The organism is Pseudomonas sp. TE3786, assembly GCF_054057335.1.
This window is the reverse complement of sequence record NZ_JBSRZF010000004.1, coordinates 1-23443: the sequence shown is the minus strand read 5'-3', so window position 1 is coordinate 23443 and position 23443 is coordinate 1. Positions and strand designations below refer to the sequence as shown.

The 23443-nt window shown below is 61.8% G+C and carries 22 protein-coding genes; 11 read left to right on the top strand and 11 right to left on the bottom strand.

Going from position 1 to position 23443, the window contains the following annotated elements; translation table 11 throughout:
• Positions 1 to 29 precede the first annotated feature (29 nt).
• The 3 genes from ubiA to ACVW0Y_RS06230 form a co-directional block, all read right to left on the bottom strand.
• Positions 30 to 920, bottom strand: a complete 891-nt coding sequence (gene ubiA / locus ACVW0Y_RS06240) for a 4-hydroxybenzoate octaprenyltransferase (protein ID WP_457436807.1) — start codon at positions 918 to 920, stop codon at positions 30 to 32.
• 30 nt (positions 921 to 950) lie between these two features.
• Entirely contained in the window at positions 951 to 1502 is a 552-nt protein-coding gene (locus tag ACVW0Y_RS06235; RefSeq protein WP_457436805.1) for a chorismate--pyruvate lyase family protein, read from the bottom strand.
• A gap of 67 nt (positions 1503 to 1569) precedes the next feature.
• On the bottom strand, positions 1570 to 1974 hold the full coding sequence (locus ACVW0Y_RS06230) for a DUF6491 family protein (protein WP_457436803.1): 405 nt from the start codon (positions 1972 to 1974) through the stop codon (positions 1570 to 1572).
• Between the two features lie 115 nt (positions 1975 to 2089).
• Between ACVW0Y_RS06230 and ACVW0Y_RS06225 the strand changes: the two genes are divergently transcribed.
• Positions 2090 to 2758 (top strand): glutathione S-transferase family protein, encoded by a 669-nt coding sequence (locus ACVW0Y_RS06225; RefSeq protein ID WP_457436801.1) that lies wholly within the window; start codon positions 2090 to 2092, stop codon positions 2756 to 2758.
• Positions 2759 to 2829: 71 nt separating this feature from the next.
• Here the strand turns inward: ACVW0Y_RS06225 and ACVW0Y_RS06220 are convergent, their stop codons facing one another.
• Positions 2830 to 3597 (bottom strand): substrate-binding periplasmic protein, encoded by a 768-nt coding sequence (locus tag ACVW0Y_RS06220; protein WP_457436800.1) that lies wholly within the window; start codon positions 3595 to 3597, stop codon positions 2830 to 2832.
• 458 nt (positions 3598 to 4055) lie between these two features.
• Here ACVW0Y_RS06220 and ACVW0Y_RS06215 point away from each other — a divergent pair, with 458 nt between their 5' ends.
• On the top strand, positions 4056 to 4223 hold the full coding sequence (locus ACVW0Y_RS06215) for a rubredoxin (protein WP_108095207.1): 168 nt from the start codon (positions 4056 to 4058) through the stop codon (positions 4221 to 4223).
• 229 nt (positions 4224 to 4452) lie between these two features.
• Complete coding sequence (locus ACVW0Y_RS06210; protein ID WP_457436798.1) at positions 4453 to 5055, top strand: hypothetical protein; 603 nt, start codon at positions 4453 to 4455, stop codon at positions 5053 to 5055.
• A gap of 487 nt (positions 5056 to 5542) precedes the next feature.
• Here ACVW0Y_RS06210 and ACVW0Y_RS06205 read toward each other — a convergent pair whose 3' ends face one another.
• Positions 5543 to 10288: a two-partner secretion domain-containing protein gene (locus ACVW0Y_RS06205; protein WP_457436796.1), complete on the bottom strand. Its 4746-nt coding sequence runs from the start codon at positions 10286 to 10288 to the stop codon at positions 5543 to 5545.
• A gap of 247 nt (positions 10289 to 10535) precedes the next feature.
• On the opposite strand from ACVW0Y_RS06205, the gene ACVW0Y_RS06200 reads away from it, so the two are divergent.
• From ACVW0Y_RS06200 to ACVW0Y_RS06180, 5 genes are all read left to right on the top strand, one after another.
• Positions 10536 to 10703: a rubredoxin gene (locus ACVW0Y_RS06200; RefSeq protein ID WP_457436795.1), complete on the top strand. Its 168-nt coding sequence runs from the start codon at positions 10536 to 10538 to the stop codon at positions 10701 to 10703.
• 60 nt (positions 10704 to 10763) lie between these two features.
• Positions 10764 to 11912 (top strand): NAD(P)/FAD-dependent oxidoreductase, encoded by a 1149-nt coding sequence (locus ACVW0Y_RS06195; protein WP_457436794.1) that lies wholly within the window; start codon positions 10764 to 10766, stop codon positions 11910 to 11912.
• 188 nt (positions 11913 to 12100) lie between these two features.
• Complete coding sequence (locus ACVW0Y_RS06190; RefSeq protein WP_457436793.1) at positions 12101 to 12373, top strand: HU family DNA-binding protein; 273 nt, start codon at positions 12101 to 12103, stop codon at positions 12371 to 12373.
• 207 nt (positions 12374 to 12580) lie between these two features.
• Complete coding sequence (locus tag ACVW0Y_RS06185) at positions 12581 to 12976, top strand: SCP2 sterol-binding domain-containing protein (RefSeq protein WP_457436792.1); 396 nt, start codon at positions 12581 to 12583, stop codon at positions 12974 to 12976.
• A 92-nt stretch (positions 12977 to 13068) separates the two neighbouring features.
• Positions 13069 to 13809 carry a hypothetical protein gene (locus tag ACVW0Y_RS06180; RefSeq protein WP_457436790.1) on the top strand — a complete coding sequence of 247 codons (741 nt, stop codon included), beginning with the start codon at positions 13069 to 13071 and terminating at the stop codon, positions 13807 to 13809.
• Positions 13810 to 13905: 96 nt separating this feature from the next.
• Here ACVW0Y_RS06180 and ACVW0Y_RS06175 read toward each other — a convergent pair whose 3' ends face one another.
• The 6 genes from ACVW0Y_RS06175 to exbB form a co-directional block, all read right to left on the bottom strand.
• The gene (locus tag ACVW0Y_RS06175) at positions 13906 to 15306 is read right to left on the bottom strand and encodes an HDOD domain-containing protein (protein ID WP_457436789.1); all 1401 of its coding nucleotides are present in this window, start codon (positions 15304 to 15306) and stop codon (positions 13906 to 13908) included.
• 89 nt (positions 15307 to 15395) lie between these two features.
• Positions 15396 to 17471, bottom strand: a complete 2076-nt coding sequence (gene recG / locus ACVW0Y_RS06170; protein WP_457436788.1) for an ATP-dependent DNA helicase RecG — start codon at positions 17469 to 17471, stop codon at positions 15396 to 15398.
• 12 nt (positions 17472 to 17483) lie between these two features.
• The gene (locus ACVW0Y_RS06165) at positions 17484 to 18410 is read right to left on the bottom strand and encodes a hydrogen peroxide-inducible genes activator (protein ID WP_457436787.1); all 927 of its coding nucleotides are present in this window, start codon (positions 18408 to 18410) and stop codon (positions 17484 to 17486) included.
• Positions 18411 to 18567: 157 nt separating this feature from the next.
• Entirely contained in the window at positions 18568 to 19302 is a 735-nt protein-coding gene (locus ACVW0Y_RS06160) for an energy transducer TonB (RefSeq protein WP_457436785.1), read from the bottom strand.
• A complete protein-coding gene (gene exbD, locus ACVW0Y_RS06155; protein ID WP_457436783.1) occupies positions 19299 to 19724 on the bottom strand; it encodes a TonB system transport protein ExbD in 426 nt (141 codons plus the stop codon). Before exbD ends, ACVW0Y_RS06160 begins: the two co-directional genes overlap by 4 nt.
• 1 nt (position 19725) lies before the next feature.
• Complete coding sequence (gene exbB, locus ACVW0Y_RS06150) at positions 19726 to 20790, bottom strand: tonB-system energizer ExbB (RefSeq protein WP_457436781.1); 1065 nt, start codon at positions 20788 to 20790, stop codon at positions 19726 to 19728.
• A gap of 188 nt (positions 20791 to 20978) precedes the next feature.
• Here exbB and ACVW0Y_RS06145 point away from each other — a divergent pair, with 188 nt between their 5' ends.
• The 3 genes from ACVW0Y_RS06145 (at position 20979) to ACVW0Y_RS06135 (ending at position 23332) form a co-directional block, all read left to right on the top strand.
• Positions 20979 to 21836, top strand: a complete 858-nt coding sequence (locus tag ACVW0Y_RS06145; protein WP_457436780.1) for an NAD-dependent epimerase/dehydratase family protein — start codon at positions 20979 to 20981, stop codon at positions 21834 to 21836.
• Positions 21837 to 21838: 2 nt separating this feature from the next.
• A complete protein-coding gene (locus ACVW0Y_RS06140) occupies positions 21839 to 22639 on the top strand; it encodes an AraC family transcriptional regulator (RefSeq protein WP_457436778.1) in 801 nt (266 codons plus the stop codon).
• A gap of 66 nt (positions 22640 to 22705) precedes the next feature.
• Positions 22706 to 23332, top strand: a complete 627-nt coding sequence (locus ACVW0Y_RS06135) for a LysE family translocator (protein ID WP_457436777.1) — start codon at positions 22706 to 22708, stop codon at positions 23330 to 23332.
• The last annotated feature ends 111 nt before the right edge of the window (positions 23333 to 23443 follow it).

Here is a 23443-nt window from a genome sequence, read left to right as displayed (position 1 = left end):
CTGTGTGACAGAAGATTTCCGCGAGGCCATCAGCGCAAGCCGAAGTCCAGGGCGATGCCGATCAGAATGGCCAAGCCGGCCCAGTGGTTATGCAGAAACGCCGCCAGGCAAACCTGCGGCTCACGCTGGCGGGTGCTCCAGAATTCCCAGGCAAAGCAGCCCGCGGCTACAAACAGACCGAGCAGGAACCAGATACCCAGGGTGAAGCGCGCACCGGCCAGGGCCAGGCAGAACAGGGCGATGCCCTGCAGGGTGAGGATGATCACCCGGTCGGCGTCGCCAAACAGGATGGCGGTGGACTTCACCCCGATCTTCAGATCGTCCTCGCGGTCGGCCATGGCGTAATAGGTGTCGTACCCCACCGTCCACACCACGTTGGCAATGAACAACAGCCAGGCCGCATTCGGCAGCTCGCCGGTTTCGGCGGTAAAGGCCATCGGCATACCCCAGGAGAACGCCGCCCCCAACACCACCTGTGGATAAAAGGTGAAGCGCTTCATAAAGGGGTAGGTGGCGGCAATCGCCAAGGCACCGAACGACAGCAGGATGGTACTGAGGTTGGTGCACAGCACCAGGATAAAGCTCAGGCCCACCAGCACCGCGAACAGCATCAGCGCCTCTTTTGGCGTGACCTTGCCGGTGGCCAGCGGTCGGCCCTTGGTGCGGGCGACATGGCCGTCGAAGTGGCGATCGGCGTAGTCGTTGATTACGCAGCCAGCCGAGCGCATCAGAATCACCCCGAGCACGAAGATCAGCAGATTACCCAGCGATGGCACGCCCTTGGCGGCGATCCACAGCGCCCACAGGGTGGGCCACAGCAGCAGGTAAATGCCGATCGGGCGCTCCAGGCGCATCAGCTGGATAAAGTCGAAGGCACGCGGGTGAAGGCGATTGAGCGATTGCAGCAGGCGGGTGTACATCAGGCGCGGTTCCTGTTCAGAGCGAGGCGATTAAACCGAGACGCCAGCGGCGACCCACAGTGGCGGCAAAAACACTTCGGCGACCAACACGCTGAGGCCGTCGCGAGCGAAGCACGAGCGCCGTGCCCAGAGCTGCTCGGCGCTGACTTCGGCCGGCAGCCAATGCTGGGGATAACGACATACCTGCATTTCGCCACGGCTAAAGGCTTGATCGCTGAACAGCAATTCGCCCAGCGAGCGGCTGCCCAGTTCGTCCATATGCAGGTCGGAATTGATCAACTGGCCACGCGCCGCCACGCTGCGGGCAAATATCCAGGGCTGATCATGGCCGCGTAAAAACACCTCGCGTACCCAGCCGACGCTACCCTCGCGCACATTCAGCGCCTGGCATTCGTCGCTGCGCAGGGTTTGCCAGCTTTCGTGCAACGGGGTAACGGAAAAGGCGTCGCTGGACAGGGCAATCAGGCGACGGGTCAACGAGCCCTGGTCGAACAACCAGTCGAGCAGCGCTTCGGCAGGCGCAGGTTGCAGGTGTTCGGCGGTGAGCCAGTGAGCGGTATCAGCGAAGGCGGCGTGCGGCACGGCAGGAACATCGGCGGCAATCGGGGCGGCGAGCTTAGCATGTTTGCCCGTTTTGGCCGTGGCGCGCTCAGGTGGCCGGCTTGGCCAGTTTCTCCAGCAGATAGATATCACCAATCGGGCAGGACTGACGCATGCCGTTGTCGATGGAGACGATCTTGTCGAAGCGCGTCAGGGTGCCACCGCTGGCGCTGTAACCGATGCGGTTGTTGGCGTTGAGGTTGTAGCAGGGGCGGCTGAACACGATCAGATAGTCGCGGCCGACGCCGGCGTCCAGGGTGATGTGGCGGGTATCCAGGGGCTGCCAGCCGTTGATGTTGATGCCAGCAATCGAGTTCACCGCATCGCCCTGGCGCAGGCCCAGTAGCGCCAGGCGCTCTTCCAGCGGCAGTGACTCGTCGAGGTAGGGCTGCTGAGCGCAGGCGGCGAGCAGGCCAAGCAGACAGGTCAGGCCAGTGATCTTCAGTTGATACATAGGGCGCTCCTGAGCAAGTGGCAAAGCCGATAGACGACAACTGTCACGGGTACAGCCAAGATAGTGGATGCCCGCACACCGTGCGCCCGAACAACATCCTTTCAGGGAGCTTTGCATGATCACTGTCCACCACCTGAACAACTCGCGCTCGCAGCGCATCCTCTGGTTGCTCGAGGAGATCGGTGCCGAGTACCAGATCAAGCATTACCAGCGCGACCCCAAGACCATGCTGGCCCCGCCGGAATTGCGCGCCGTGCATCCATTGGGCAAATCGCCGGTGATCACCGACGGTGACATCACCCTGGCCGAGTCCGGGGCCATTATCGAATACCTGGCCGGTCGCTACGGCGCGGCGCTGCTGCCCGCCGCCGGTACACCCGAGCGCCTGCGCTGCAGCTACTGGCTGCATTTCGCCGAAGGTTCGGCGATGCCGCCGTTGCTGCTCAAGCTGGTGTTCGACACCCTGGAGCGCGCGCCGATGCCGTTCTTTGTCAAACCCATCGCCCGCGGTATCTCCAGCAAGATGAAGGGCACCTATATCAACCCTCAGTTGCGGCAGACCCTGGACTATCTGGAAGGCGAACTGGGCAAGAGCGAGTGGTTCGCCGGTGACACTTTCAGTGCTGCCGATATCCAGATGAGCTTCCCGCTGGAAGCCGCCGCGTCGCGCGCGGGGCTGGACGCCAGCCGGCCGAAGCTCAAGGCCTTCCTTGAGCGAATTCATGCGCGTGCGGCCTACCAGCGGGCGCTGGAGCGTGGCGGCGAGTACGCCTACGCCAAATGACGCCCTGAGCCGCCTGGCGCGAGGGTGAATAGGGCTGTTCCGGCATGCCTTGTTCATTACCCGCGTCCTGGCTACTTGGGCTCGTAGGTTGAGGTCCAGCGCGCCGGTTCCAGTTGCTGGCTGCTCAGCAACTGCTGCACTTCACGGGCCTTGAACATACGCCGCAAGGCCCGATTGAACGGCCCGACCAGTTGCACATCGGCTTGCTTGCTGAACGCCAGATGATAGTTGCGCCCACTGTCGCCCATCACGTAGCGCACCTGGTCCTGCAGGCCATTGCGTTGCAACAGGCTGAGCGCCACATCGCGGTTCATATACACCGCGTCCAGCTCACCGGCGAGCAGGCGGCGGACATTGGCCAGATCGTCCTGGCTCAGCTGGATATCCAGATTCAACACCGGCTTGACCCGTTCCAGGGTCTCGGAGCTGCTCGACGGGCCGAACACACCGATGCGATAGCCGCCCAGGCTCTTCAGCCCGTCATAAGCGCGGCTGTCGCTAGCCGGCACTAGATAACCCCACTCGGTATGCAGCAGCGGCAGGCTGAAACTCAGCCATTGCGCGCGCTCGCGCTCCCAACTGACGACAAACAAGCCGTCCAGCGTGCCGGCCTCTACCGCGGCCTTGGATTCTTTCCAGCTTTGCACCTTGAAGCTGCAGTCGATATTCGCCTCACGGCAAGCCTGTCTGACGATATCGGTCACCGCGCCCGTGGGTTGACCATCCTTTACCGAAACGAACGGCACGAACTCCGCCGCTGCGAATGACAGCGTTGCCGCACTCAACCTCTGGTCCGCCCACCCCAACAGCACCACCAGCACTATCCACTTCTGCCACATACAACGCCCTCCCTGTGACTTGACGAAAAAAGCGGGAGAGCAATAACCATTCCAGATGCTGACGTTGTAGACAGGAATTGGAGGGTGCTTGCGGCGATTGATCTAGCTGCGGCGGTCATATCTCGTTAGATATCATCGCGCTAGACGCTTTAAGTAGCTTTATATGGCGAAGAATAGACCGTCTGCTAAAGCTGTCATGGGCGACAGCATCAGCTAAAAATGGCGTTCTTTGGTGAGCATTGCAGTGAAAACGCACCGAAACGGATGCAACCTGCGCCGCCATGCGCCTCGTCGGCCCCACCAGCGCAAGATTGCCAGCCTGACACCCCAGCCAAAGGACGGAAGTGCCCGAAGGTGCTTGATTACTGGCGCTTCGGTCAGTACAAAGCCGGGAGAGCCTGGCGGCATTTCAACCATCGACCGCTGTGCCAAAAGCCTGAAGCGTTGAGGTAGTACTGATGAAGAAGTGGCAATGTGTGGTCTGTGGTCTGATTTACGACGAAAGCCTGGGTTGGCCGGATGAAGGCATCGCCGCCGGCACCCTGTGGCAAGACGTCCCGGAAGACTGGCTGTGCCCAGACTGCGGCGTCGGCAAGCTGGATTTCGAGATGATCGAAATCGCTTGATGCACGCGTGAGTGTTTTTCCAACGGCGACCTTAGGGTCGCCGTTGTTGTTTATGGGATGTTTATGGGGAAAGGCGAGCCCTCTTCGAGGGAAGCGGTGACTGCGATATTTCCTTGCCTGTATATCGATAATTAACAGACCCATCGCACCCGCCTCGGAATCCATTCAGACAATTTACGGCAACCGAACGACTCATAATCCATCCCTGGATAGCCGAGGGTCTGGATATATGAAGTTTGAATCTTGGTGTTTGTTGTCGCCGTTACTCTTAACCGGATGTGCCGCTGCATTGGTTCCATACAGTAGCGATCCCTATCAAATGCTTGCCAATGCCAGCACTCTACTTGAACAAGATCGCCCAACGCCGGCCGAGCGTTTGATTACTCAAGCGTTGAATGCGTGTGCACAGAAGCAGGAGCCGATTTGTACGGCCGAGGCCTACCGTATGTATGGCCGATTCTTTATGTCCGCCGCGTTGAGCGGTCAATGGAAAGCCCACTATCTGCAGCATGGCTTTCGAGATGCTTCTGCAACCTATGAGGGTCGTTATACAAAAGCCTTGGAGTACTTCGATAAGGCCTATCCGATCTTTCTCGAGAACCGTAAATACGATGGCATCACCAATATCAAATTGAATGCCGGGTTTATCTATGTGGGGTCTGGCGATAAAGAAAAAGGCTGTGCGAATTTTGATCAGAGCCTGGCCGCCAATATTGAAAACGAGCGCTTAAATCCTCAGGCGCGTGTTGTGCTTCCGGGTGGAGTGAGTAGCTATTTGAGCTATATAAATAGTGTAAAGCAGGAGTTGGGTTGTTCTGCCGCAAAAAAATAATCAATCGAGGTGCCACGAATACTGCCTCCCGTTAAAGTCGTGATACAGAGTGCGCTAACGCTTGAATCTGCATTTTTCTGATTTCGGGATAATATCTAACGACTAGCGCGCTGGAGTCTTTAATTCGCGGGGGAGGGGCTGCTAGCTCGGTATTTAAGTTGGTGTTTTTAAGCGTTATCAGAAAACATAGCAGCTTCCTATATCGCTAATTTCGTAACGCCACGATAGGATAACGCGCTCTCGAGAAACTAGTACTGAGTACTGGCATCTGTTATTCCACGAGAGGTAATATCTTTTATCACCACCTTCATTCACCACTTTGTCGGCAGTTGTATTTTTATTTCCCGGAGCCCAAAGGCTGGCGCACCGATTGCCGCATGCTTGCGCGAAATAGATGTCAAAGTCTTTCCCTACAAGACCATCCATGCTTCCGCGCCATATGGAAGTAGACGGCGCGCAGCTACATAAAAGCAGCAAAACGATTGCGTTAATTCTTCTCATTTTTTTGACCTTTGGCGATATCTATCTGCGGGCGGTACATTTCATAGAGCGCCCCATAATTCACGAAAAGTGCAGGCGGCATACTTCCAAGATTTTCAAATACAGACATGTTTTTCTCCTTGTAAGCTTCCAGCGAAGTCATCCAGCTGTCATGGATAGTGGCGAATGAGTTCAAGCCTGGAACTTGATTTAATCCGGCGCTAATTGGAGTGCCGTGACAAATCGCGTAGAACGTCGAGCAGACGTCGATACGGGGCCAATTAATACCTAAGTTGTTTCCCTCTACGTAGGCACCATCTACGATAACTCTTGGAACAAAATTTCCCTCCAGCGGAGTAAATCTAGGACCTTCCGGGCGTTCCACTCCAGGCCGAATATCTGGCCCTCTGCCGACAGAATATTTATATAACTCCGCTAGCGCGCCAGTACCCGCAATGGCCAACCACGTATTTGAATTTTTATCGCCGCTTAGCGATCCTTTCACTGCAGTATTGGTTAAATAGGCTTCAGCTCTCTTACCAAAATCGACAACTTGCAGATTTTGCTCCACTACTCTTTTCGTGCCCCAGGAATCAGTTGTTGCACCGACTCCGGCGATTAGTGCTGCGGTTAAGTAACCCTTAAGGCTGTCAGGCGAGAAAATATCTTTACTGACGGCGCTTAACTTGCCGCGATTGTTGATAGTGCTGACAGCTGCTGTGCTGGCTGCCGAAGTGATGGCAGCTGTGGCAGCGACATTTCCCACCCCGGCAGCTGCTGTAGTGGTCGCAGCGGCCATGGTTGCGCTTGTGGGATAAGCGGCTGCCACCGCCACGCTTGCCGCTCCCGCAGTGAGTACCGTGGCAACAATGGCAATCACCAGCGCCGCGCCCATACCAAGGCCGGAGTTTTGGTAATCCCAGCTGTCGTGGATTTCCTTCACCCGCTGCCAATCCACCTCCCCGCGCTTTTCGGCTTCCTTGATCCAGGCCAGGTTCGGATCGGCCGCCACCATGGCGTCGATGGTCTGGCTGACGCTTTGCCGGTCAACCTGTTTGATATCGATATGGATGCCGTTCACGGCGCGGATGATGGTTTCGCCTTTGGCGATCAGTTCGCTCTGGCGCAGGGTTTCATCGCTACTGCCTTTGCCCTTGGCGCTGTTCCAGGCCAAATCGCTGTCGCTGCGCTCATGGCTTTGTTGATCGAGGTCTTTGACGGCTTCGAAGGTGATGGCACCGCCGCTGTCCAGGGTCAGGCCGCCGCCGCTTTGCAGCTTGGCTTTCTGGTAGTACTGGTCGCCCTCGCTGATCAGGCGCAAGTCACCGCCGGTGACGATGTTGGTGCCGAGGTTACGGATGCGGGTGGTTTCGTCTTTGCGGGTTTCCTTGGAGCTCCTGTCGCCTTTCTTTTTCAAGTTGAATAGGTGGTGCTCGCTGTCTTCTGCACTCAGCAGTGCGAGCTGGTCGCCGGCGTACAGGAAGGCTCCATCGCCAGCCTTTACCTGGCCGGCCACCAGACTCAGGTTATTGCCGGCCTCTATGTTCAGATTGCTGCCGGCTTCGATCACAGCCGCTTGCTGGTGAACGACGCTGTCTTGGGCCTTGACCTTCTTACCGCCACTTTTGCGGTAGGAATCGCTTGTGGTTTCGTCGGCTGCTGCGGCGATGGTGAGGTCCTCGGCAGCCGAAAGCTGCATATCCCTTCCCGCTTTCACGGTGCTCGCGACTACAGCGAGATCGCGCCCGGCCTCGGCAGTCAGATCACCGCCAACCTGCACGCCCGCCCCATACTGCAGGGTCTGCGAGCGCTTGCTGTAGCCTTTGCGGTCCTTGTTATTGGTAACCTCCGTCTCGCTCTGGCTAAGGATCAACAGATCCCGTCCAGCGCGAAGTTCGGCGTCGCCACCCGCCCGCAAATTGCCGCCCTGATTGACGATGTCCCGCCCAGCCGACAGCGTCAGCCCATTGCTGGCTTCGATCCCCGCCGGGCTATCAACAACGTCTTCGCGCCGCTCAAAGCCCTCTTTGCCGGCGTCGTGGGTGGTGATGCTACGTTCATTGACGATATCGCCGGTCAGTGCGCTGGCGCTGACATCCTTGCCGGCGATGATGCCGCCCTGGCTGTTGCGAATACTGTCGCTGGCTTGCAACGCGACCTGCTCGTTCGCCTGCATCAGCCCCCTGTTGCTTATGTTTGCAGCGCTGATGCTGAGGTTGTTGCCGGCACGCAAAGTGCCGCTGTTACTAAGGTCGCTAGCAGAGATCAGCGTGACATCCTGGCCCTGAACCAGCGCCCCGTTGGGTGCCAAACGATCCTTGGCCTGCGCCAGGTACAGCACCGGCACCAGCACCTTCTGGCCCGCTACTTCCTGCTCCTGCAGCCACACAATGTCGTGGGTCAGCGCCGCCACCTGCTCGGCGCTCAACGCGATGCCGGGCACCAGATTGAGCGCCTGCTTGCTGGCGATGGCGTTGTCCATCAAGTACCTGAACTGCTCCTCATCCGAGCTCAACCCATCGAGAAAGCGTTTACCGGTGCGGGCGATAACCGCCTGCTGTACCAGGCGCTGTTCGTACAGCCCGTCACCGAGACGACGCTGAGTCAGCGCCGGGTTGTAGCCGATGATGGCGAGCAGATAGTCCGAACTGAGAAAACCGCGCAACGTGGTCAGGGCGGGGTTGGTTTCCACCAGATACGGATGACTGCCATCGCTGTTGAGCCGGAACAGGCCGTTGCTGCTGGACGGCAAATTGAAGCCGGGCAGCGATGGCTGCTGAGTAAGGTCGGGAGCGAGCTGCGGGTTACGGCTGATGGCAGCGGCAATCGCCGTTTCAGCCATCTCGGTGCTAGCCAGACTGCCGCCGGCCACATAGGCATAGGTGGGCCGCACAACGCTGCTGTCGAAGCTGCCTGAGGTGCTGATGTCGACCTTGCCGCCAGCCTGGATAATCGCGCTGTAGGTTTCGCCATCGACATTGATGGCTGCGCTGCTACGCAATTGCGACTGCTCGCGTTCGGTCTCGCCGATAAAACGGTTCAGTGCCGCGAGCAGGCCGAGGGGATCATCGCTCTGCGGCCAGTAAAGGGCGGTAAAAGTGCTTGCCGCCTTGCGCAGCGCCTCGGGGTTTCGAGTTCGTTCGCTGGTGAAGACGCGGCTGGTTTCGTACTCGCCAGGCTGAACGCCGAGGTTTTGCAGCTCGGCAACCTTGATGCTCATGTCGCCAGCTGCGCTGATGGCGCTGGCCTGGTTAAGCAGGCTTTCACTTATCAGGCTCAGGTTGCCGCCTGCCGTGATATAGGCGCGTTCAGTGGCCGCGCTGACCTGCAGACGATCCCGCTCGACGATCTGCCAGACCTGGTTTGCCTTGCCGCCATCACAGTCCCCCGCGCCGTATTCGAGGCTGCAGGGCAGTTCGCTGATGCGCGCCGCGTACTTTTCCTGGTGAGTGCTCAATACATCACGTTGGTTGTTGATGCGCTTGGCCTGAATCTGCAGATTGCCGGCGCTTTCGAGGCTGCCGGAGCGGTTGTCTACCAGGTCGGTGGCGGTGATAGCCAGGGTGCCCAGGCTGAACAGGTCGCCCAGGCGGTTGGTGAGGGTGTCGACCTTCAGCGTCAGATCCCCGCCACTGAAAATCAGGCCGCCCTGGTTGTCCAGAATGGCCGCCTGCAACGATACGCGGCCGTTGCCCCCCAGGGTGCCGTGGTTGCTCAGGTTGCCGGCGGTTATCGAGAGATCCGCCGCGCTGGTCAGGCTGGCGGCGATATCGACAGCACCGCTGGCCTCAATCTTCGTCGCCCCGTCGGCATGTGCCTGGTCGGTGACGGCAATCTGCTCGGCTTTGACGGTCAACGCGGCGGCGCTTACGACCCGCGCCAGGCTCAGCTTGCCGTTGACGTCGATCTGGATATCGTCGCCACTGGCCGCCATATCCGCCGCCAGCCTTACGCCGACGCCGGCCTCGGTGCCCACCAGGCGGATGGCACCGGTGTACATTCCACCCAGGGCCGAGCTGTCGATGGCCAGCAGTGGTTTTTCTTTGCCGTCATCCGGCTTGGCGCTGGCAGCCAGGGAATGGGCATCGACCTGATTGCGCCCGGTGACGATAGTCAGGCGCTGGGCATAGAGCGCGGCGTTGAGCTTGGCGCTGCGGGTGATCAGGTCGAACTGGCTGATATTGGCCGCATGGAGTCCGGTGCCGGCGATAACGATCTGGCCTTGGTCGACCTCGAAGCGCCGCAGCTGGCCCGCTTCGATAACGGGCGTGCCGGTGCTGAGGGTGACGCGCGGTGTGTTGATAAATCCGCAGCCATCGCAGCTGATGCCATTCGGATTGGCTACCACTACATGGGCTCCCTGGCCGGCGACTTCGGTGTAGCCCTGCAGCTGACTGGGGTGGCTGCCGGTGACTTCATTGAGGATCAGGGTGGCGGCATGGCCGGCCAGATTGGCGTTGCCAAGAATCACCCCGCCAAGCTGGGTTGAGGTAAAGGCATCCGGGGCGTTATTGAGGATCAAGCCCGGCTGGCCAACGTTGTAGTCGCTGAATCTGTTGTGCGACAGGCCGCTGCCATTGGGCGTGGCAATAGAGACGATGGGCACTCCGTTGCCAGCTTGGGTGATGGCAGTATTGCTGGCTGTTGCGCTATCCACCGTCAGTTCAGCGCCGGCACTGGCCAGGGGATTGGCCAACAGTGCGCCGATTTGCAGGAGGGTGATCAAGCGGCAAAGCGGGCTGTGGACATCCATGTCGGCCTCGGGTTTCGGTAGCAAGGTAAGGGGCTAGGAAACGCTACGGCGCTTGGCTGGGGTTTGGCTGCCAGCTGCCGCTGGCAGGGTTGTGGGAATGACGGCGCGATAACGCGCTTTCACCGTGGGCGCGGGCGGCAATCGACCCAATACGCCAAACCTCTGGCTGGCTGACGCCTTGGGTTATTGGCCTTGCCAGGCAATTGCGGTAGGGTCGCTGGCACATTTGGCCCAGCGGAGACGCGTCATGCGCAAATGGCAATGTGTGGTGTGTGGCTTCATTTACGACGAAGCCCTGGGCTGGCCGGATGACGGCATTGCCCCCGGCACGCGCTGGGAGGATGTGCCAGAAGACTGGTTGTGCCCGGACTGCGGCGTCGGCAAACTGGATTTCGAAATGATCGAAATCAACTGAGCAATCCCCCGAATTTATCCCCAGCGCCGCCCCTTTGGTGGCGCGTTTCAGGAGTGAGTCATGTCTGCACCCGTGGTGATCATCGGCACCGGCCTGGCCGGTTACAACGTGGCCAAGGAGTTTCGCAAACTCGATGCCGAGACCCCGCTGCTGTTGATAACCGCCGACGATGGCCGCTCCTATTCCAAGCCGATGCTGTCCACCGGCTTTGGCAAGAACAAGGACGCGGACGGCCTGAGCATGGCTGAGCCGGGGGCCATGGCCGATCAGCTCAAGGCTGAGATTCGCACCCACACCCGTATCACCGGTATCGACCCGGGCCACAAGCGCCTGTGGATTGGCGAGGAAGCTGTGGAGTACCGCGATCTGGTGCTGGCCTGGGGCGCGGAAACCATCCGCGTGCCGGTGGAAGGCGATGGTGCCGATGCGATCTTCCCGATCAACGATCTCGAGGATTACGCGCGTTTTCGCGCTGCCGCCAATGGCAAAAAGCGCGTGCTGGTACTGGGTGCCGGTCTGATCGGCTGTGAGTTTGCCAATGACCTGACCCTGGGTGGCTATAGCGTCGAGCTGGTCGCGCCCTGTGAACAGGTAATGCCGGGGCTGTTGCACCCGGCAGCGGCCGCGGCGGTGCAGGCCGGCCTGGAAGGGCTGGGCGCGCGCTTCCATCTGGGCCCGGTGTTGGCCAGCCTGCAGCGCAGCGCCGATGGCTTGGATGCGCATCTGTCGGACGGCACCCTGGTGCCCTGCGATGTGGTGGTGTCTGCGGTGGGCCTGCGGCCGCGCACCGACCTGGCTTCGGCTGCCGGTCTGACAATCAACCGCGGGGTGGTGGTCGACCGCCAGCTGCGTACGTCCCACGCCAATATCTTTGCCTTGGGCGATTGCGCGGAAGTCGATGGCCTCAACCTGCTCTACGTCATGCCGCTGATGACCTGTGCGCGCGCCCTGGCGCAAACCCTGGCGGGCAACCCGACTGCGGTCACCTACGGTGCCATGCCGGTCCAGGTGAAAACTCCGGCATGTCCGGTGGTGGTGTCGCCGCCGCCGCGTGGCAGCAGCGGTGAATGGCTGGTGGAGGGCAGCGGCGCGGATATCAAGGCACTCTGCCGCGACGCTGAAGGTCGCTTGCTGGGCTATGCGCTCACAGGTACGGCCGTGCAGGAAAAACTGGCCCTGAATAAGGAGCTTCCCGCCCTTTTGGCGTGAATGGCGTCCGTTCTGTCGGATAAATCACGAAGTTGCTCGGGAAAACTGTCGGACATGACTGGCGCGGGTCTCTGGAGCGTGCCATCCTCCCCCGGGTCTGCCGCAGCGCAGAGCTGTTGCGGCGTCTCCAAGCGCTGCTGGATGGCAGCACGGACACAAAAACAAAAAACCGTCTAAGGGGCTTTTTTATGCGTAAACCGGAACTTGCCGCGGCCATCGCGGAGCATGCTGATCTGACCAAAGATCAAGCCAATCGTGTACTCAATGCCGTGCTGGAAGAAATCACCGCCGCCCTGAACCGCAAGGACAGCGTGACGTTGGTGGGCTTCGGTACTTTCGTGCAGCGCCACCGCGGTGCCCGTACCGGCAAAAACCCGCAAACCGGCGAGCCGGTAAAAATCAAAGCCAGCAACACCGTCGCGTTCAAACCGGGCAAGTCCCTGAAAGACGCCGTGAACTGAGCCATGTGCGCCCGGGGCTGAACGGCTCCGGGCGCACCTCTTCGGCAAGCTGTTCGACAATCGCGCAGTTGGCAGCACATTCGCTACAAATCCCCGCCAAAACCCAGCTAAAGGCTGGCTGTAGTCCTCGCCGCACAGCGCTACAAACAGCTACAATGCGCCGCCGTTCCATAGTTGCCGTTTCATTTTTAGGTGAGGCCAGCGCGCATGAAATTCCGTTTTCTTCTCTGGATGCTGGGCCGCATGATGGCCAAGGCCAGTCAGACCAACCCCGCGTTTCAGCAGCAGCTCGAAGGCCGTGATCTGGTCTTTCAATTGCACACCCTCGATGGCAAGGTGGCCCGCCACTTCATCGTCAAGAACCAGCGCCTGACCAGCAAGCGCGGCCCCGCCAGCCAGCCGGACTTCGCCCTGGGCTTCAAGGATGCCGACTACGGTTTCGCCACCATGAATGCCAAGAACAAGCAGTTGGCGTTTATGCAGGGCATCCAGAACAAAGACATCCAGATCCAGGGCAACCCGGCGCTGGTGATCTGGTTCCAGGGCCTGACCAAATACATCATGCCGAAGAAGAAAAAAGCCGGCGAAAAAAAGGCGGCCTGAGCAGGTCGCCTGTTTCTCACTCTGTTGCTTATCGGCTGGTCGGAGCGGATAGCTTTCGCTAGTCTGAGGGGAGTCTTTCTGGAAGCCCCCTCATGCGCGTCCCACTCCTTTTCTCGCTGATTCTCTCCACCACCCTGGCCCAGGCCGAGCCGATAAAACCGGCGGCGTTCGAGCATGTCTTCGATTTGGCGGGCATCCGCCTGCTTTGCGAACAGAGCGGTCCGCTGATTGAGCGCGGTTTACCGGACAAGCAGCAGAAGCAAGTGGCCAAGGCGTTTGCGGCGGATGCGATCTGCGCCGATCTGGCCAAGCGCCTGGTGTCCAAGGTGACCGACAAACAGCTGGAGCAGGCCTCGTTGGTGCTCGATAGCCCACTGGCGCAACGCTTTACCGTGGCCGAACGGGCGGTGGGCGAGGGCGATGGTGGTCAGGGCCTTGCCAGCTACCGTGAGCAGCTCAATAGCAAGCCACCGCGCGCTGAACGTGTGGCGCTGGTGCAGCGTTTGGACAAAGCGGCGCACACCACCGAGCTGGCCACCCTATTGCGTTATGAAGTGGGCAAGACCCAGGCGTTGCTGGCGCTGCGGGCCAAGGGGCAGAGCATTAACGAAGCCACGCTGAGCACCCAGACGGCCAAACAGGTCGAACCGCTGCGAACCTCGAGTGCGCAGGCGGTGCAGTCGTTTATGTTGTATGCCTATCGGCAGATGCCTAGCGGCGAGCTGGCGGACTATGCCGCCGTGTATGAACAGGAAGCGGTCAGCCAATTGCTGTCGGCGGCGGTGAAGGAGCTGCCGGCAGTGTTTGCCGCGCGGCGTATGGCGTTGAAATAGCAGATCACGATCTCGTAGGAGCGGCTTCAGCCGCGATGCTTTTAGCTCTCAAACATCGCCGCTGAAGCCGCTCCTGCGGGCGGGTGCGGTGGTCCATCAGGCGTGAAACTGCGAGGCCAGTTCGCGCAGCGCTGTTTCCGCTTCCAGCACCTTGTTGATCGCTTCGTTGGCTTTCTCGCGGCTCAGACCCAGGCGGTCGAACAGCGCCTGGGGAATTTCCGCCTGCGGGCCGGAACCGATACCGCGGTTGCGCAGCAGGCGCACGGCCAGGCACACCAGGTTTGCGTAGGGCGCATGGGCACCTTCGTAGTCCGGGTCATGCTGGAAGCGCAGGGCGGTGGCCAGCTCGTCGGGCATATCCCAGAAGCGCATCAGCCAGGAACCGATCTGCTCGCGGGTGATGCCCAACAGATGCTGTTCGATATAGCTGTGGTCTAGGTGCGGGTTGACCTCCAGGTGCCGGCAGATCAGCGAGAAGTGCGGCGGGAAGACATGGGCCAGAACCAGGTAACCGAAGTTGTGCAGCAGACCGGCCAGGTAGGTCAGACCCGCTTCCGGACGCTGGGCGCGCGGCATGGCGCGGGTCAGGCCTTCGATCACGGCGGCGGTGTAGATCGCCTGATGCCAGTACGGCGTGGATTGCTGCGGTTTGTCGTTGGGCAGGGCCAGGGTTTTGCCCAGGGCCAGGCCGAGGGCCAGGTTGATCACCAGGTCGAAGCCCAGTACACGGACGATTGCGTCCTCCACCGAGCGGATCTTGCCGGGCGCGGCGTAGTAAGGCGATGCCGCCCAGCTGACCACTTGCGCGGCCAGGGCCGGGTCGGTTTCCACTACGCCGGTGATGTCATCGACTGTGGCGTCGGGGTCGACACGCAGCTTGATGATCTTCTGCGCGGTTTCCGGCAGCGGCGGAATTTCGATGGTTTCTTCCAGGCGTTGCTGAATACGGCGAGCGGTGAAGGCTTGCACGGCCTGGGTGATTTCCGCTCGGTCGTCGTCCGGGCGGTCGAGGTTCGGGCGAATGCCGCTCAGGGGTTCGCCGAAGCGCGCCGCGCTGGCTTTGCCGAGCAGAGTTTTGTAGGCATCGCGAGGGATTTCCAGCAGCACACCGGCCTGGCCGGACTCGATCACCAGGGTCGGCGCCAGCAACAGGTGTTCGTCATACAGGCATGGCGAGCTGGTGAGGGGTGGCAGGGCCGGCAGCAGCGTCAGGCTGTGCTTGGCGAGCATGCGTTCCTGGCGCTCGGGTTTGACTGCGGCGAGCTTGCGGCCGGTGAGTTCGGCCAGGCGATTGAGGTCGAGCAGCTGGCTGTGGGGGTAGAGCACCAGCAAGGCACCGATGGCGTCATCCAGAAGCACCGCTTGCACGCGTTGGGCAAGGGCCAGTTTCGGTTGTTCGTAGCAGACCTGATAGGGAACGCCCAGCTTTTCCAGCAACTGCAGGATGACCATCGGCGGTTGCGGCGAGGTATCGGTGGCGAGGGCTACTTCCGTCATGAGCGTGCATCCGGTGCGTTAGATTGGCCCGAGTATAACCAGCCAATATTCTGACTGACCGGTCACCCGACAGGCGTTTGTGATATCGGTCACACTTGCCCGTATTGCTGGCCGTGGCGCAACCAGCGTTCCAGCAGCGGACTGACATGCTGCGGCCAGCGCTCCAGCAGCGCCTGCGCGGCGTCCCGCACGGCGGGCAGCAGATCGGCGTCGCGCATCAGGTCGGCGACCTTGAATTGCAGCAGGCCGGTTTGCCGGGTGCCGAGCATTTCGCCGGGGCCACGCAGCTCCAGATCCTTTTCCGCTATCAGAAAACCATCGCTGGTTTCGCGCATGATGCCCAGGCGCTCGCGGCCCAGTTGCGACAGCGGCGGGTGATAGAGCAACACGCAATGGCTGGCCGCGCTGCCCCGGCCAACGCGGCCGCGCAGCTGGTGCAGTTGCGCCAGGCCGAGGCGCTCGGGGTTTTCGATGATCATCAGGCTGGAGTTGGGCACGTCGACGCCCACCTCGATCACCGTCGTCGCCACCAGCAGCTGCAGTGCGCCTTCCTTGAACTGCTGCATCACCGCAGCTTTTTCCGCCGGTTTCATGCGCCCGTGAATAAGGCCGACATGCAGGCCGCCAAGGGCCGCAGAAAGGTCTTCGTAGGTAGTCTCGGCGGCCTGGCAGGTGAGCTCTTCGGATTCTTCGATCAGGGTACACACCCAGTAGGCCTGGCGCCCTTCATGGCAGGCCGAGCGCACCCGTTCGATGACGTCGATGCGGCGACTGTCGGGCACCAGTACGGTGTTTACCGGGGTGCGGCCGGGGGGCAGCTCGTCGAGGATCGAGGTGTCCAGATCGGCGTAGGCACTCATCGCCAGGGTACGGGGAATCGGGGTGGCGGTCATGATCAGTTGGTGTGGGCAGAGGCGGCCGTCGACACCCTTCTTGCGCAACGCCAGGCGCTGCTGCACGCCGAAGCGGTGCTGCTCGTCGATGATCACCAGGGCCAGGCGTTTGAACTGCACCTCGTCCTGAAACAGCGCATGGGTACCGACCACCATCGGCGCGCCGGCGGCGATCTGTTCCAGAGCGCTGGCGCGGGCCTTGCCCTTGAGCTTGCCGGCCAGCCAGGCAACGTCCAGACCCAGGGGGGCCAGCCAGCGCTGGAAGTTGATGAAGTGTTGCTCGGCAAGAATCTCGGTGGGTGCCATCAGCGCCACCTGGTAACCGGCTTCCAGCGCCTGCAAAGCGGCGAGGGCGGCGACCACGGTCTTGCCGGCACCGACATCGCCTTGCACCAGGCGCAGCATCGGCTCCGGCTGGCTGAGGTCATAGGCGATTTCTGCGCCGACCCGCTGCTGCGCGCCGGTGGGCGCGAAGCCAAGGTTCTTGAGGAATTTGCCCGGCAGCTTTTTCGCCTTCGGCAGCTGCGGTGCTTCCTGCGCCCGCAGGCTTTCGCGCAGGCGTTGCAGGGACAGCTGATGGGTCAGCAGCTCTTCGAAGGCCAGGCGGTGCTGGGCCCAGTGGCGGCCTTCGGCCAATTCTTCCAGGTCGGCATCCGGCGGCGGCCGATGCAGGTAGCGGATGGCTTCATCCAGTGGGCTGAGTTGATAGTCGCGGGCCAGTTCTTCGGGCAGCCAATCGGGCAGGCTGTGGGGGCCGAGGCGGGCCAGGGCCTGTTCACTGAGTTGGCGCAGGCGCTGTTGGGTCAGGCCTTCGGTGGTCGGGTAGATCGGCGTCAGGGTCTGTTCCACGCCGCTGTCGCTATCGGCTGTAAGCGCCCGGTATTCCGGGTGATAGATTTCCAACCCCGAGGCACCGGGCCGCGCTTCGCCATAGCAGCGCAGATGGGTGCCGCGTTTCATGCCGTCCTTCTGTGCCTGGCTGAAATGGTAGAAGCGCAGGCTCAGGGTGCCGCTGCCATCCTGCAGGCGTACCAGCAGGCTGCGGCGTTTGCCCATCAGCACATCGGCACCGGCCACCACCCCTTCGACCACCGCGTCCTGGCCCGGGCGCAACGCGCCGATGGGCACCACGCGGGTGCGGTCCTGGTAGCGCAGGGGCAGGTGAAACAGTACGTCCTGGAGGTTTTCCAGGCCGACGCGGGCGAGCTTTTCTTCCAGCGCCGCGCCCACGCCTTTCAGCGCGGTTACCGGCACCGCCGCCAATTCAGTCATGGGCGTGCTGCCTCAAGCGGTTTGAGGCAGCGGATTGGCCACCGAGCAGAGGCGGATGGAGTCGGCCAGTACGTCGATGGCGCGCGGCCGCGGAAAGCTGGCGCGCCAGGCGATGGCCACGGTGCGGAATGGCACCGGCGGCGTCAGCGGGCGCACTTCGAATACGCCGGGGGCGTAGTGGTGACTGTCGACCGCCGAGAACGGCAGAATGGAAATGCCCATGCCGGAGGCGACCATATGGCGAATGGTTTCCAGCGAGCTGGATTCCACCGTGGTGTGCTTGGCATGGTCGTCGCCGCCCTTGCGCAGGGTGGGACAGGCTTCCAGCACCTGATCGCGGAAGCAGTGACCCTCACCGAGCAGCAGCAGGCTCTTGTCGTTCAGCAGTTCGGCGTCGATGGTCTTCTTGGCTGTCCAGGCGTGGCCGGCTGGCAGCAGCACGTAGAACGGCTCGTCGTACAGCACCTTGGTGAGCACGTCGGCTTCCTGGAACGGCAGGGCGATGATGATCGCGTCGAGCTCGCCGTTGCGCAGTTTGTCGCGCAGTACATGGGTGAAGTTTTCTTCGATATACAGCGGCATCTGCGGGGCGACCCGGTGCAGCTGCGGAATCAGGTGGGGGAACAGGTAAGGGCCGACGGTATAGATGGCACCGACCTTGAGCGGTGCCGCCAGCTGGTTCTTGCCGGCCTGGGCCAGCTCACGGATGCCCTGGGCCTGCTCCAGCACTTTCTGCGCCTGGGTGACGATGCCTTCGCCCACCGGAGTGAGGCGCACGGCACTTTTACTGCGTTCGAAAATCAGGATGCCCAGCTCGTCTTCGAGCTTTTTCACCCCGACCGAGAGGGTCGGTTGGCTGACGTGGCAACGCTCGGCCGCTCGCCCGAAATGCTGCTCTTGGGCCAGGGTGACGATGTAGCGCAGTTCGGTGAGGGTCATAGTGTTTTTCCATTGATTTGCGCTAGAGCATAGCGGTTGTATTCAATGGAACCAACCCGCCCGACAGGCTAAATGTGCCCGATTTTTCGGGCTCGGCCTGGGGGCGGGTCTGGTTTTGGAGCGGATGTTGTTGGGGCTGATGTTGTTGGCGCGGACGCTACTTGCGATCCAGCGAGTAGTCGAACGGCGCGTTGACTTCCACGCTGTTGCCGTTGAGCACCTCAGCCGGTGGTTTGGGCAGCGGCTGGGCACGACGGAACATGCTCAGAGTGGCGCGGTCCAGCACCGCGTTACCGGAGGTGCCGGTGACCTCTACGTTCAGCAACTTGCCGTCGGCGTCCACGCTGAAGCGCACACGGGTGGTGCCGACGGCACCGCGACGGCGAGCCTCTTCCGGGTAGCGCTTGTAACGCGCCAGATGGCTTTGCACCTTGCTCATCCAAGTGGCCTTGGCATCCGACGGCGTGCTGATATTGCTCGGCTGCGGCGCCTGGGGTGCAGCGGGCGGCGCGGGCGGGGCTGGCTCGGCATCCGGTACGGTCTGCTCAACCGGCTTTTCTTCCGGCTTGGGCGGCTCGATCGGTTTGACCTTCGGCTGGGGTTTCGGCTTGGGCTTGGGCTTTTCCAGCACCAGCTTGGGCTTGGGTGCTTCCACCACTTCCGGTTGCGGCTCGGGTTCAGGTTCGACCATTTGCGCCGGTGCGGGCGGAGGTGGGGGCACCACTTCCGGCAACGGCGGCAGTTCGATGATCATCGCCGGCGGCGGCAGGGGTTCCGCCGGCTTCGCTTCGGCATGCCAGTACAAAGCCCACAGGCCTATACCAATATGCACAGCGAGCACCAGCAACCAACTTACCGTCCAACCGGAAGCTTTGCGCAGCGTTAGGGTCATTTCTGCCCGACCGCCTCAAGGCCGACGAGGCCCACTTTGAGGTAACCGGCCGCACGCAGGCTGTTCATCGCTTCCATCAGATCGGCGTAATCCACACCCTTGTCGGCGCGGAAGAAGATCGTGGTGTCCTTCTTGCCTTTGGTCTGCTGGTCGAGTGCCTGGCCCAGTTGTTCCTTGCTGACTTGCTGATCGCCCAGGTAGAGGTTCTTGTCCTCTTTGACGGTCAGATACACCGGTTTGTCCGGCCGCGGATGCGGCTCGGCGGTGGAGGCCGGCAGGTCAACCTTGATGTCTACCGTGGCCAGCGGCGCGGCGACCATAAAGATGATCAGCAGTACCAGCATCACGTCGATAAAGGGCGTTACGTTGATCTCGTGGGATTCGACCAGATCATCGCCACCGTCGTTGAGGTGCAGGCCCATGTCAGCTCACTTTGACCGCGTGTGGCTGGCTGCGTTGTTCAGCCGGCAGGTGGTCGAGGTCGCGGCTGACCAGCAGCAGCACCTGGGCCGAGGCGTCCGCCACCTGGGCTTTGTAGCCGGTGATCGAACGGGCGAAGACGTTGTAGATGACAACCGCAGGAATCGCCGCAACCAGGCCCATGGCGGTGGCCAGCAGGGCTTCGGCGATACCGGGGGCGACCACGGCGAGGTTGGTGGTCTGCGATTTGGCGATGCCGATAAAGCTGTTCATGATGCCCCACACGGTACCGAACAGGCCGACGAAGGGCGCGGTGGAACCGATGGTGGCCAGCACGCCAGTGCCTTGGCTCATTTCACGACCGCAGGCGGCAACCAGGCGCTCCAGGCGGAAGCTGACGCGTTCCTTGATGCCTTCCTTCTCGCGGGTGTTGGCCGACAGGCGCATTTCTTCCAGGGCGTCGTGGACCAGTACATGGGACAGGCTGCCCTCTTTGCTGGCCTTGTCGGCGGCGTCTTTCAGCGAACGGCTTTGCTTGAGCAACGCCAGTTCGCCACGCAAACGGCGCTTGGCGCCAATCAGTTCAAAGCCTTTGGCGATCCAGATGGTCCAGGTGATGACCGAGGCCAGGGCCAGGCCGATCATCACGCCTTTAACGATATGGTCAGCGTTCTGGTACATGCCCCAGGGCGACAGGTCGTTGGCGAAGGCTTGCTGGTCATCGGCGATCAGCTCGTTGGCTTTGGCCAGGGTGTCCAGGGCTTGGGCCACTTCCTCGGGCGACGCGCCGTTGGCTTCCAGGGTTTCCTTGGTGGCGCTGCCGATCTGCTCCGGGGTGGCATCCGCGCCGAGGCTGGCGAGCTTCTCGCGCAGCGCAGCGGCGGCTGGTGTTTCGGCGACCGGGGCCGGTACGGCAGCCGTGGAGGCGGCTGGCGCTGGGGTGGCGGCGGTGGTTTCTTCAGCGAAGCTGCTGGCAGGCAACGTCAAGCTGAACAGCAGCGCGGCAAAAGCGAGCAGAGCACGCGGCTGCAGACGGGAGGATTGAGCGCGGTAGGCGTTGAAGTTCATGCTGGCCGGACCTGAGATGGGAAGAGCGGTGACCGGGGCCCAAACGGCCCCTGGCGCAAAAGGGCGCTAAGTATTGCAAACAATTCTTGTTTGTGAAAGTGATAATGTAACATTCGCTCCACTACACAAGACTTTCCCTTAGCCAGTGCGGCCCGCCTAGAATGCCGCTTTCGCCCCGAGGTTCTGCCATGTCTAGCGCCCCCACCCTGATGATTGCCGGCTGCGGTGATGTCGGCAGTCGCCTTGCCTCGCAACTGCATGCCGCTGGTTGGCAGGTATTTGGTTTGCGGCGTTCGGTCGCCGCGTTGCCCGTGGGCATCCTGCCGGTGGCGGCGGATCTGACCGCCAGCGACTGCCCGGCTCAGTGGCCGCAAGGTACGCTGGATTACCTGGTGTACGCCGCTGCCGCCACCGAGCACGACGAAGCCGGCTACCGCCGCGCCTATTTCGATGGCCTGGGCAACACCCTGAGCTGGCTCAAGCAGCGCGGCCAGTCGCCCAAGCGGGTGATCTTCGTTTCCAGCAGTGGCGTGTATGCCCAGGACGGCGGCGTGTGGGTGGATGAGCACTCGCCGGCTGAGGCCACCCGCTATTCCGGGCGCATCATGCTTGAAGCCGAGCGTCTGGCGCTGGACAGCGGCTTTCCCGCCACCATCGTGCGGCTCACCGGTATCTATGGGCCGGGTCGCGAATGGCTGCTGCAGCAGGTGCGCATGGGCTACCGGGTGGTCAGTGAGCCGCCGCTGTACGCCAATCGCCTGCACGCCGATGACTGCGCCGGTTTGTTGGCCTTTTTGCTGCAGGCCGATGCGGAAGGTAAGGCGCTGGATAACCTGTATATCGGTGTCGACGATGCGCCGGCACCGCTGGACGAGGTGGTCGGCTGGCTGCGTGATTATATGGGCGTTACCGAGTGGGCCGAGGAGTCGACCGTGCGCCGCTCCGGCAGCAAGCGCTGCAGCAATGCCCGCGCCCGCGCTTTGGGTTGGGCACCCCGCTACCCGAGCTACCGCGAAGGTTACGCGGCGGTTCTGGCCGGTAACTGAGGGTGGACGCCAACCGCCTGCTGGTGCAGCCCTGGCTGTCGGGGGTGGAGTTGTTTCAGGCGGATTTCTCCGGGCAGCCATTTGGCCGGCATAGCCACGATGCCTTCGCCATTGGCGCGATTCTGCAAGGCGTTGGTGGTTATCAGTGCCAGGGCACCCGGCATGCCTTGCCAGCCGGCACCCTGTCGCTGATGAATCCGGAAGAACCCCACACCGGCCACGCCATTTCCTCGCGGCTGGTCTATCACATGCTTTATGTCGAAGAGGCGCGCTTGCCGGCCTTATTGGGGCGCAAGCGCCTGCCGCGTGGCTTCAACCAGCTCAACCCGGCCGATGACGGCACGGTGGCGCGGTTGATGGCGGGGCTGGCGCTGGAGTTCGAACGGCACGACGCTCTGGCTCTGGAAAGCCAGTTGCTTGCCGTGCTGGAGCTGGTGTTTATCCGCCATGGTGGTATGCGGCCGCTGCCTGCGGCGGCCCGTGACGGCGGCAGCACGGCACGGCTGCGCGAATACCTGGAAGCGCATTACCAGGAGGCGGTCAGCCTGGAGCAGTTGGCGGCGGTGGGCGAGCGCCATCCGCGTCACCTGATCGAAGCGTTCCGCCGCGCCTATGGCGTGCCGCCCCACACCTACCTGCTGCAGCGGCGAGTGCGTGAAGCCAAGCGTCTGCTGCTTGGCGACGGGCCTTTGAGCGAAGTGGCGCTGCAGCTCGGGTTTTACGATCAGGCGCACTTCAACGGCACCTTCAAGCGCTTTACCGGCGTGACGCCCGGGCGATTTCGCAGCGCCGCCCGCGCCTGAGTTTTCTCCAATACCTGCGCCATAAGCGCGCCACAGACTGGCCGCCGAATTCACTCGGAGGTCGTTATGGTTGCGTTGTTTTTATTGGTAGCCAGCACTCACTTCGCGGCGTTGTTATCCCCCGGCCCGGACTTCTTTCTGTTGCTGCGCACAGCGTTGCTACGGGGGCGACGGCAGGCGGATGGCTGCGCCAGCGGTATCGCGGCAGCCAATGGGCTGGTGATGCTCGTGGTGCTGTTGGCGCAGAGTCTGCTGCCGGCCGAAGGCGGCTGGGTCTGGCGCGTCTTGCAGGGCGTGGGCGGTGCGTACTTTATCTGGCTGGGGTTGCAGGCGTTCAGCGGACGCCGGCAATTGGCCTTGCCGGAAGCGGGCGAGGTTTTGGCGGGGCGCTGGTGGCTGGGGTTCGTTCAAGGCCTGGCGGCCAGCGTCCTCAACCCCAAGTGCCCGATTTTCTATGCCGGTCTGTTTGGCGTGTTGCGCAGCGCGGCGATGCCGGGGTGGGGCCTTGCCGCGTGCATGGCCTGGATGGCAACGGTGGTGCTGGCGTGGGATCTGGCGCTGGTGCGTTTGCTCAGCATTGAGCGCTGGCGTCTGTGGTTGCAGCGGCGGGTGGTGGTGTTGGATCGGGTGTGCGGCGGGTTGCTGCTTTTGTTGGGTGCCTACCTGCTAGTGGCCGCGATATACGCCCCGTAGAAGCGGGGGGGGGGGCCCGGTCGAGTTAAGAAAAAGAGCCAAAACCCCCTCAAAGGGGTGGTGGCGGCCCCCCGGGGGGGGGTGATTGTTAGCACCCACCGGGGGCACCCC

Bases quoted from the DNA above. Each gene is read 5' to 3' on its own strand.
- ACVW0Y_RS06190 (WP_457436793.1), top strand. From the start codon at position 12,101: ATGCGTAAACCGGAACTTGCCGCGGCCATCGCGGAGCATGCTGATCTG.
- ACVW0Y_RS06195 (WP_457436794.1), top strand. From the start codon at position 10,764: ATGTCTGCACCCGTGGTGATCATCGGCACCGGCCTGGCCGGTTACAAC.
- ACVW0Y_RS06145 (WP_457436780.1), top strand. From the start codon at position 20,979: ATGTCTAGCGCCCCCACCCTGATGATTGCCGGCTGCGGTGATGTCGGC.
- recG (WP_457436788.1), bottom strand. From the start codon at position 17,471: ATGACTGAATTGGCGGCGGTGCCGGTAACCGCGCTGAAAGGCGTGGGC.
- ACVW0Y_RS06225 (WP_457436801.1), top strand. From the start codon at position 2,090: ATGATCACTGTCCACCACCTGAACAACTCGCGCTCGCAGCGCATCCTC.
- ACVW0Y_RS06175 (WP_457436789.1), bottom strand. From the start codon at position 15,306: ATGACGGAAGTAGCCCTCGCCACCGATACCTCGCCGCAACCGCCGATG.
- ACVW0Y_RS06180 (WP_457436790.1), top strand. From the start codon at position 13,069: ATGCGCGTCCCACTCCTTTTCTCGCTGATTCTCTCCACCACCCTGGCC.
- exbB (WP_457436781.1), bottom strand. From the start codon at position 20,790: ATGAACTTCAACGCCTACCGCGCTCAATCCTCCCGTCTGCAGCCGCGT.
- ACVW0Y_RS06160 (WP_457436785.1), bottom strand. From the start codon at position 19,302: ATGACCCTAACGCTGCGCAAAGCTTCCGGTTGGACGGTAAGTTGGTTG.
- exbD (WP_457436783.1), bottom strand. From the start codon at position 19,724: ATGGGCCTGCACCTCAACGACGGTGGCGATGATCTGGTCGAATCCCAC.
- ACVW0Y_RS06210 (WP_457436798.1), top strand. From the start codon at position 4,453: ATGAAGTTTGAATCTTGGTGTTTGTTGTCGCCGTTACTCTTAACCGGA.
- ACVW0Y_RS06200 (WP_457436795.1), top strand. From the start codon at position 10,536: ATGCGCAAATGGCAATGTGTGGTGTGTGGCTTCATTTACGACGAAGCC.
- ACVW0Y_RS06230 (WP_457436803.1), bottom strand. From the start codon at position 1,974: ATGTATCAACTGAAGATCACTGGCCTGACCTGTCTGCTTGGCCTGCTC.
- ACVW0Y_RS06220 (WP_457436800.1), bottom strand. From the start codon at position 3,597: ATGTGGCAGAAGTGGATAGTGCTGGTGGTGCTGTTGGGGTGGGCGGAC.
- ubiA (WP_457436807.1), bottom strand. From the start codon at position 920: ATGTACACCCGCCTGCTGCAATCGCTCAATCGCCTTCACCCGCGTGCC.
- ACVW0Y_RS06165 (WP_457436787.1), bottom strand. From the start codon at position 18,410: ATGACCCTCACCGAACTGCGCTACATCGTCACCCTGGCCCAAGAGCAG.
- ACVW0Y_RS06185 (WP_457436792.1), top strand. From the start codon at position 12,581: ATGAAATTCCGTTTTCTTCTCTGGATGCTGGGCCGCATGATGGCCAAG.
- ACVW0Y_RS06205 (WP_457436796.1), bottom strand. From the start codon at position 10,288: ATGGATGTCCACAGCCCGCTTTGCCGCTTGATCACCCTCCTGCAAATC.
- ACVW0Y_RS06135 (WP_457436777.1), top strand. From the start codon at position 22,706: ATGGTTGCGTTGTTTTTATTGGTAGCCAGCACTCACTTCGCGGCGTTG.
- ACVW0Y_RS06215 (WP_108095207.1), top strand. From the start codon at position 4,056: ATGAAGAAGTGGCAATGTGTGGTCTGTGGTCTGATTTACGACGAAAGC.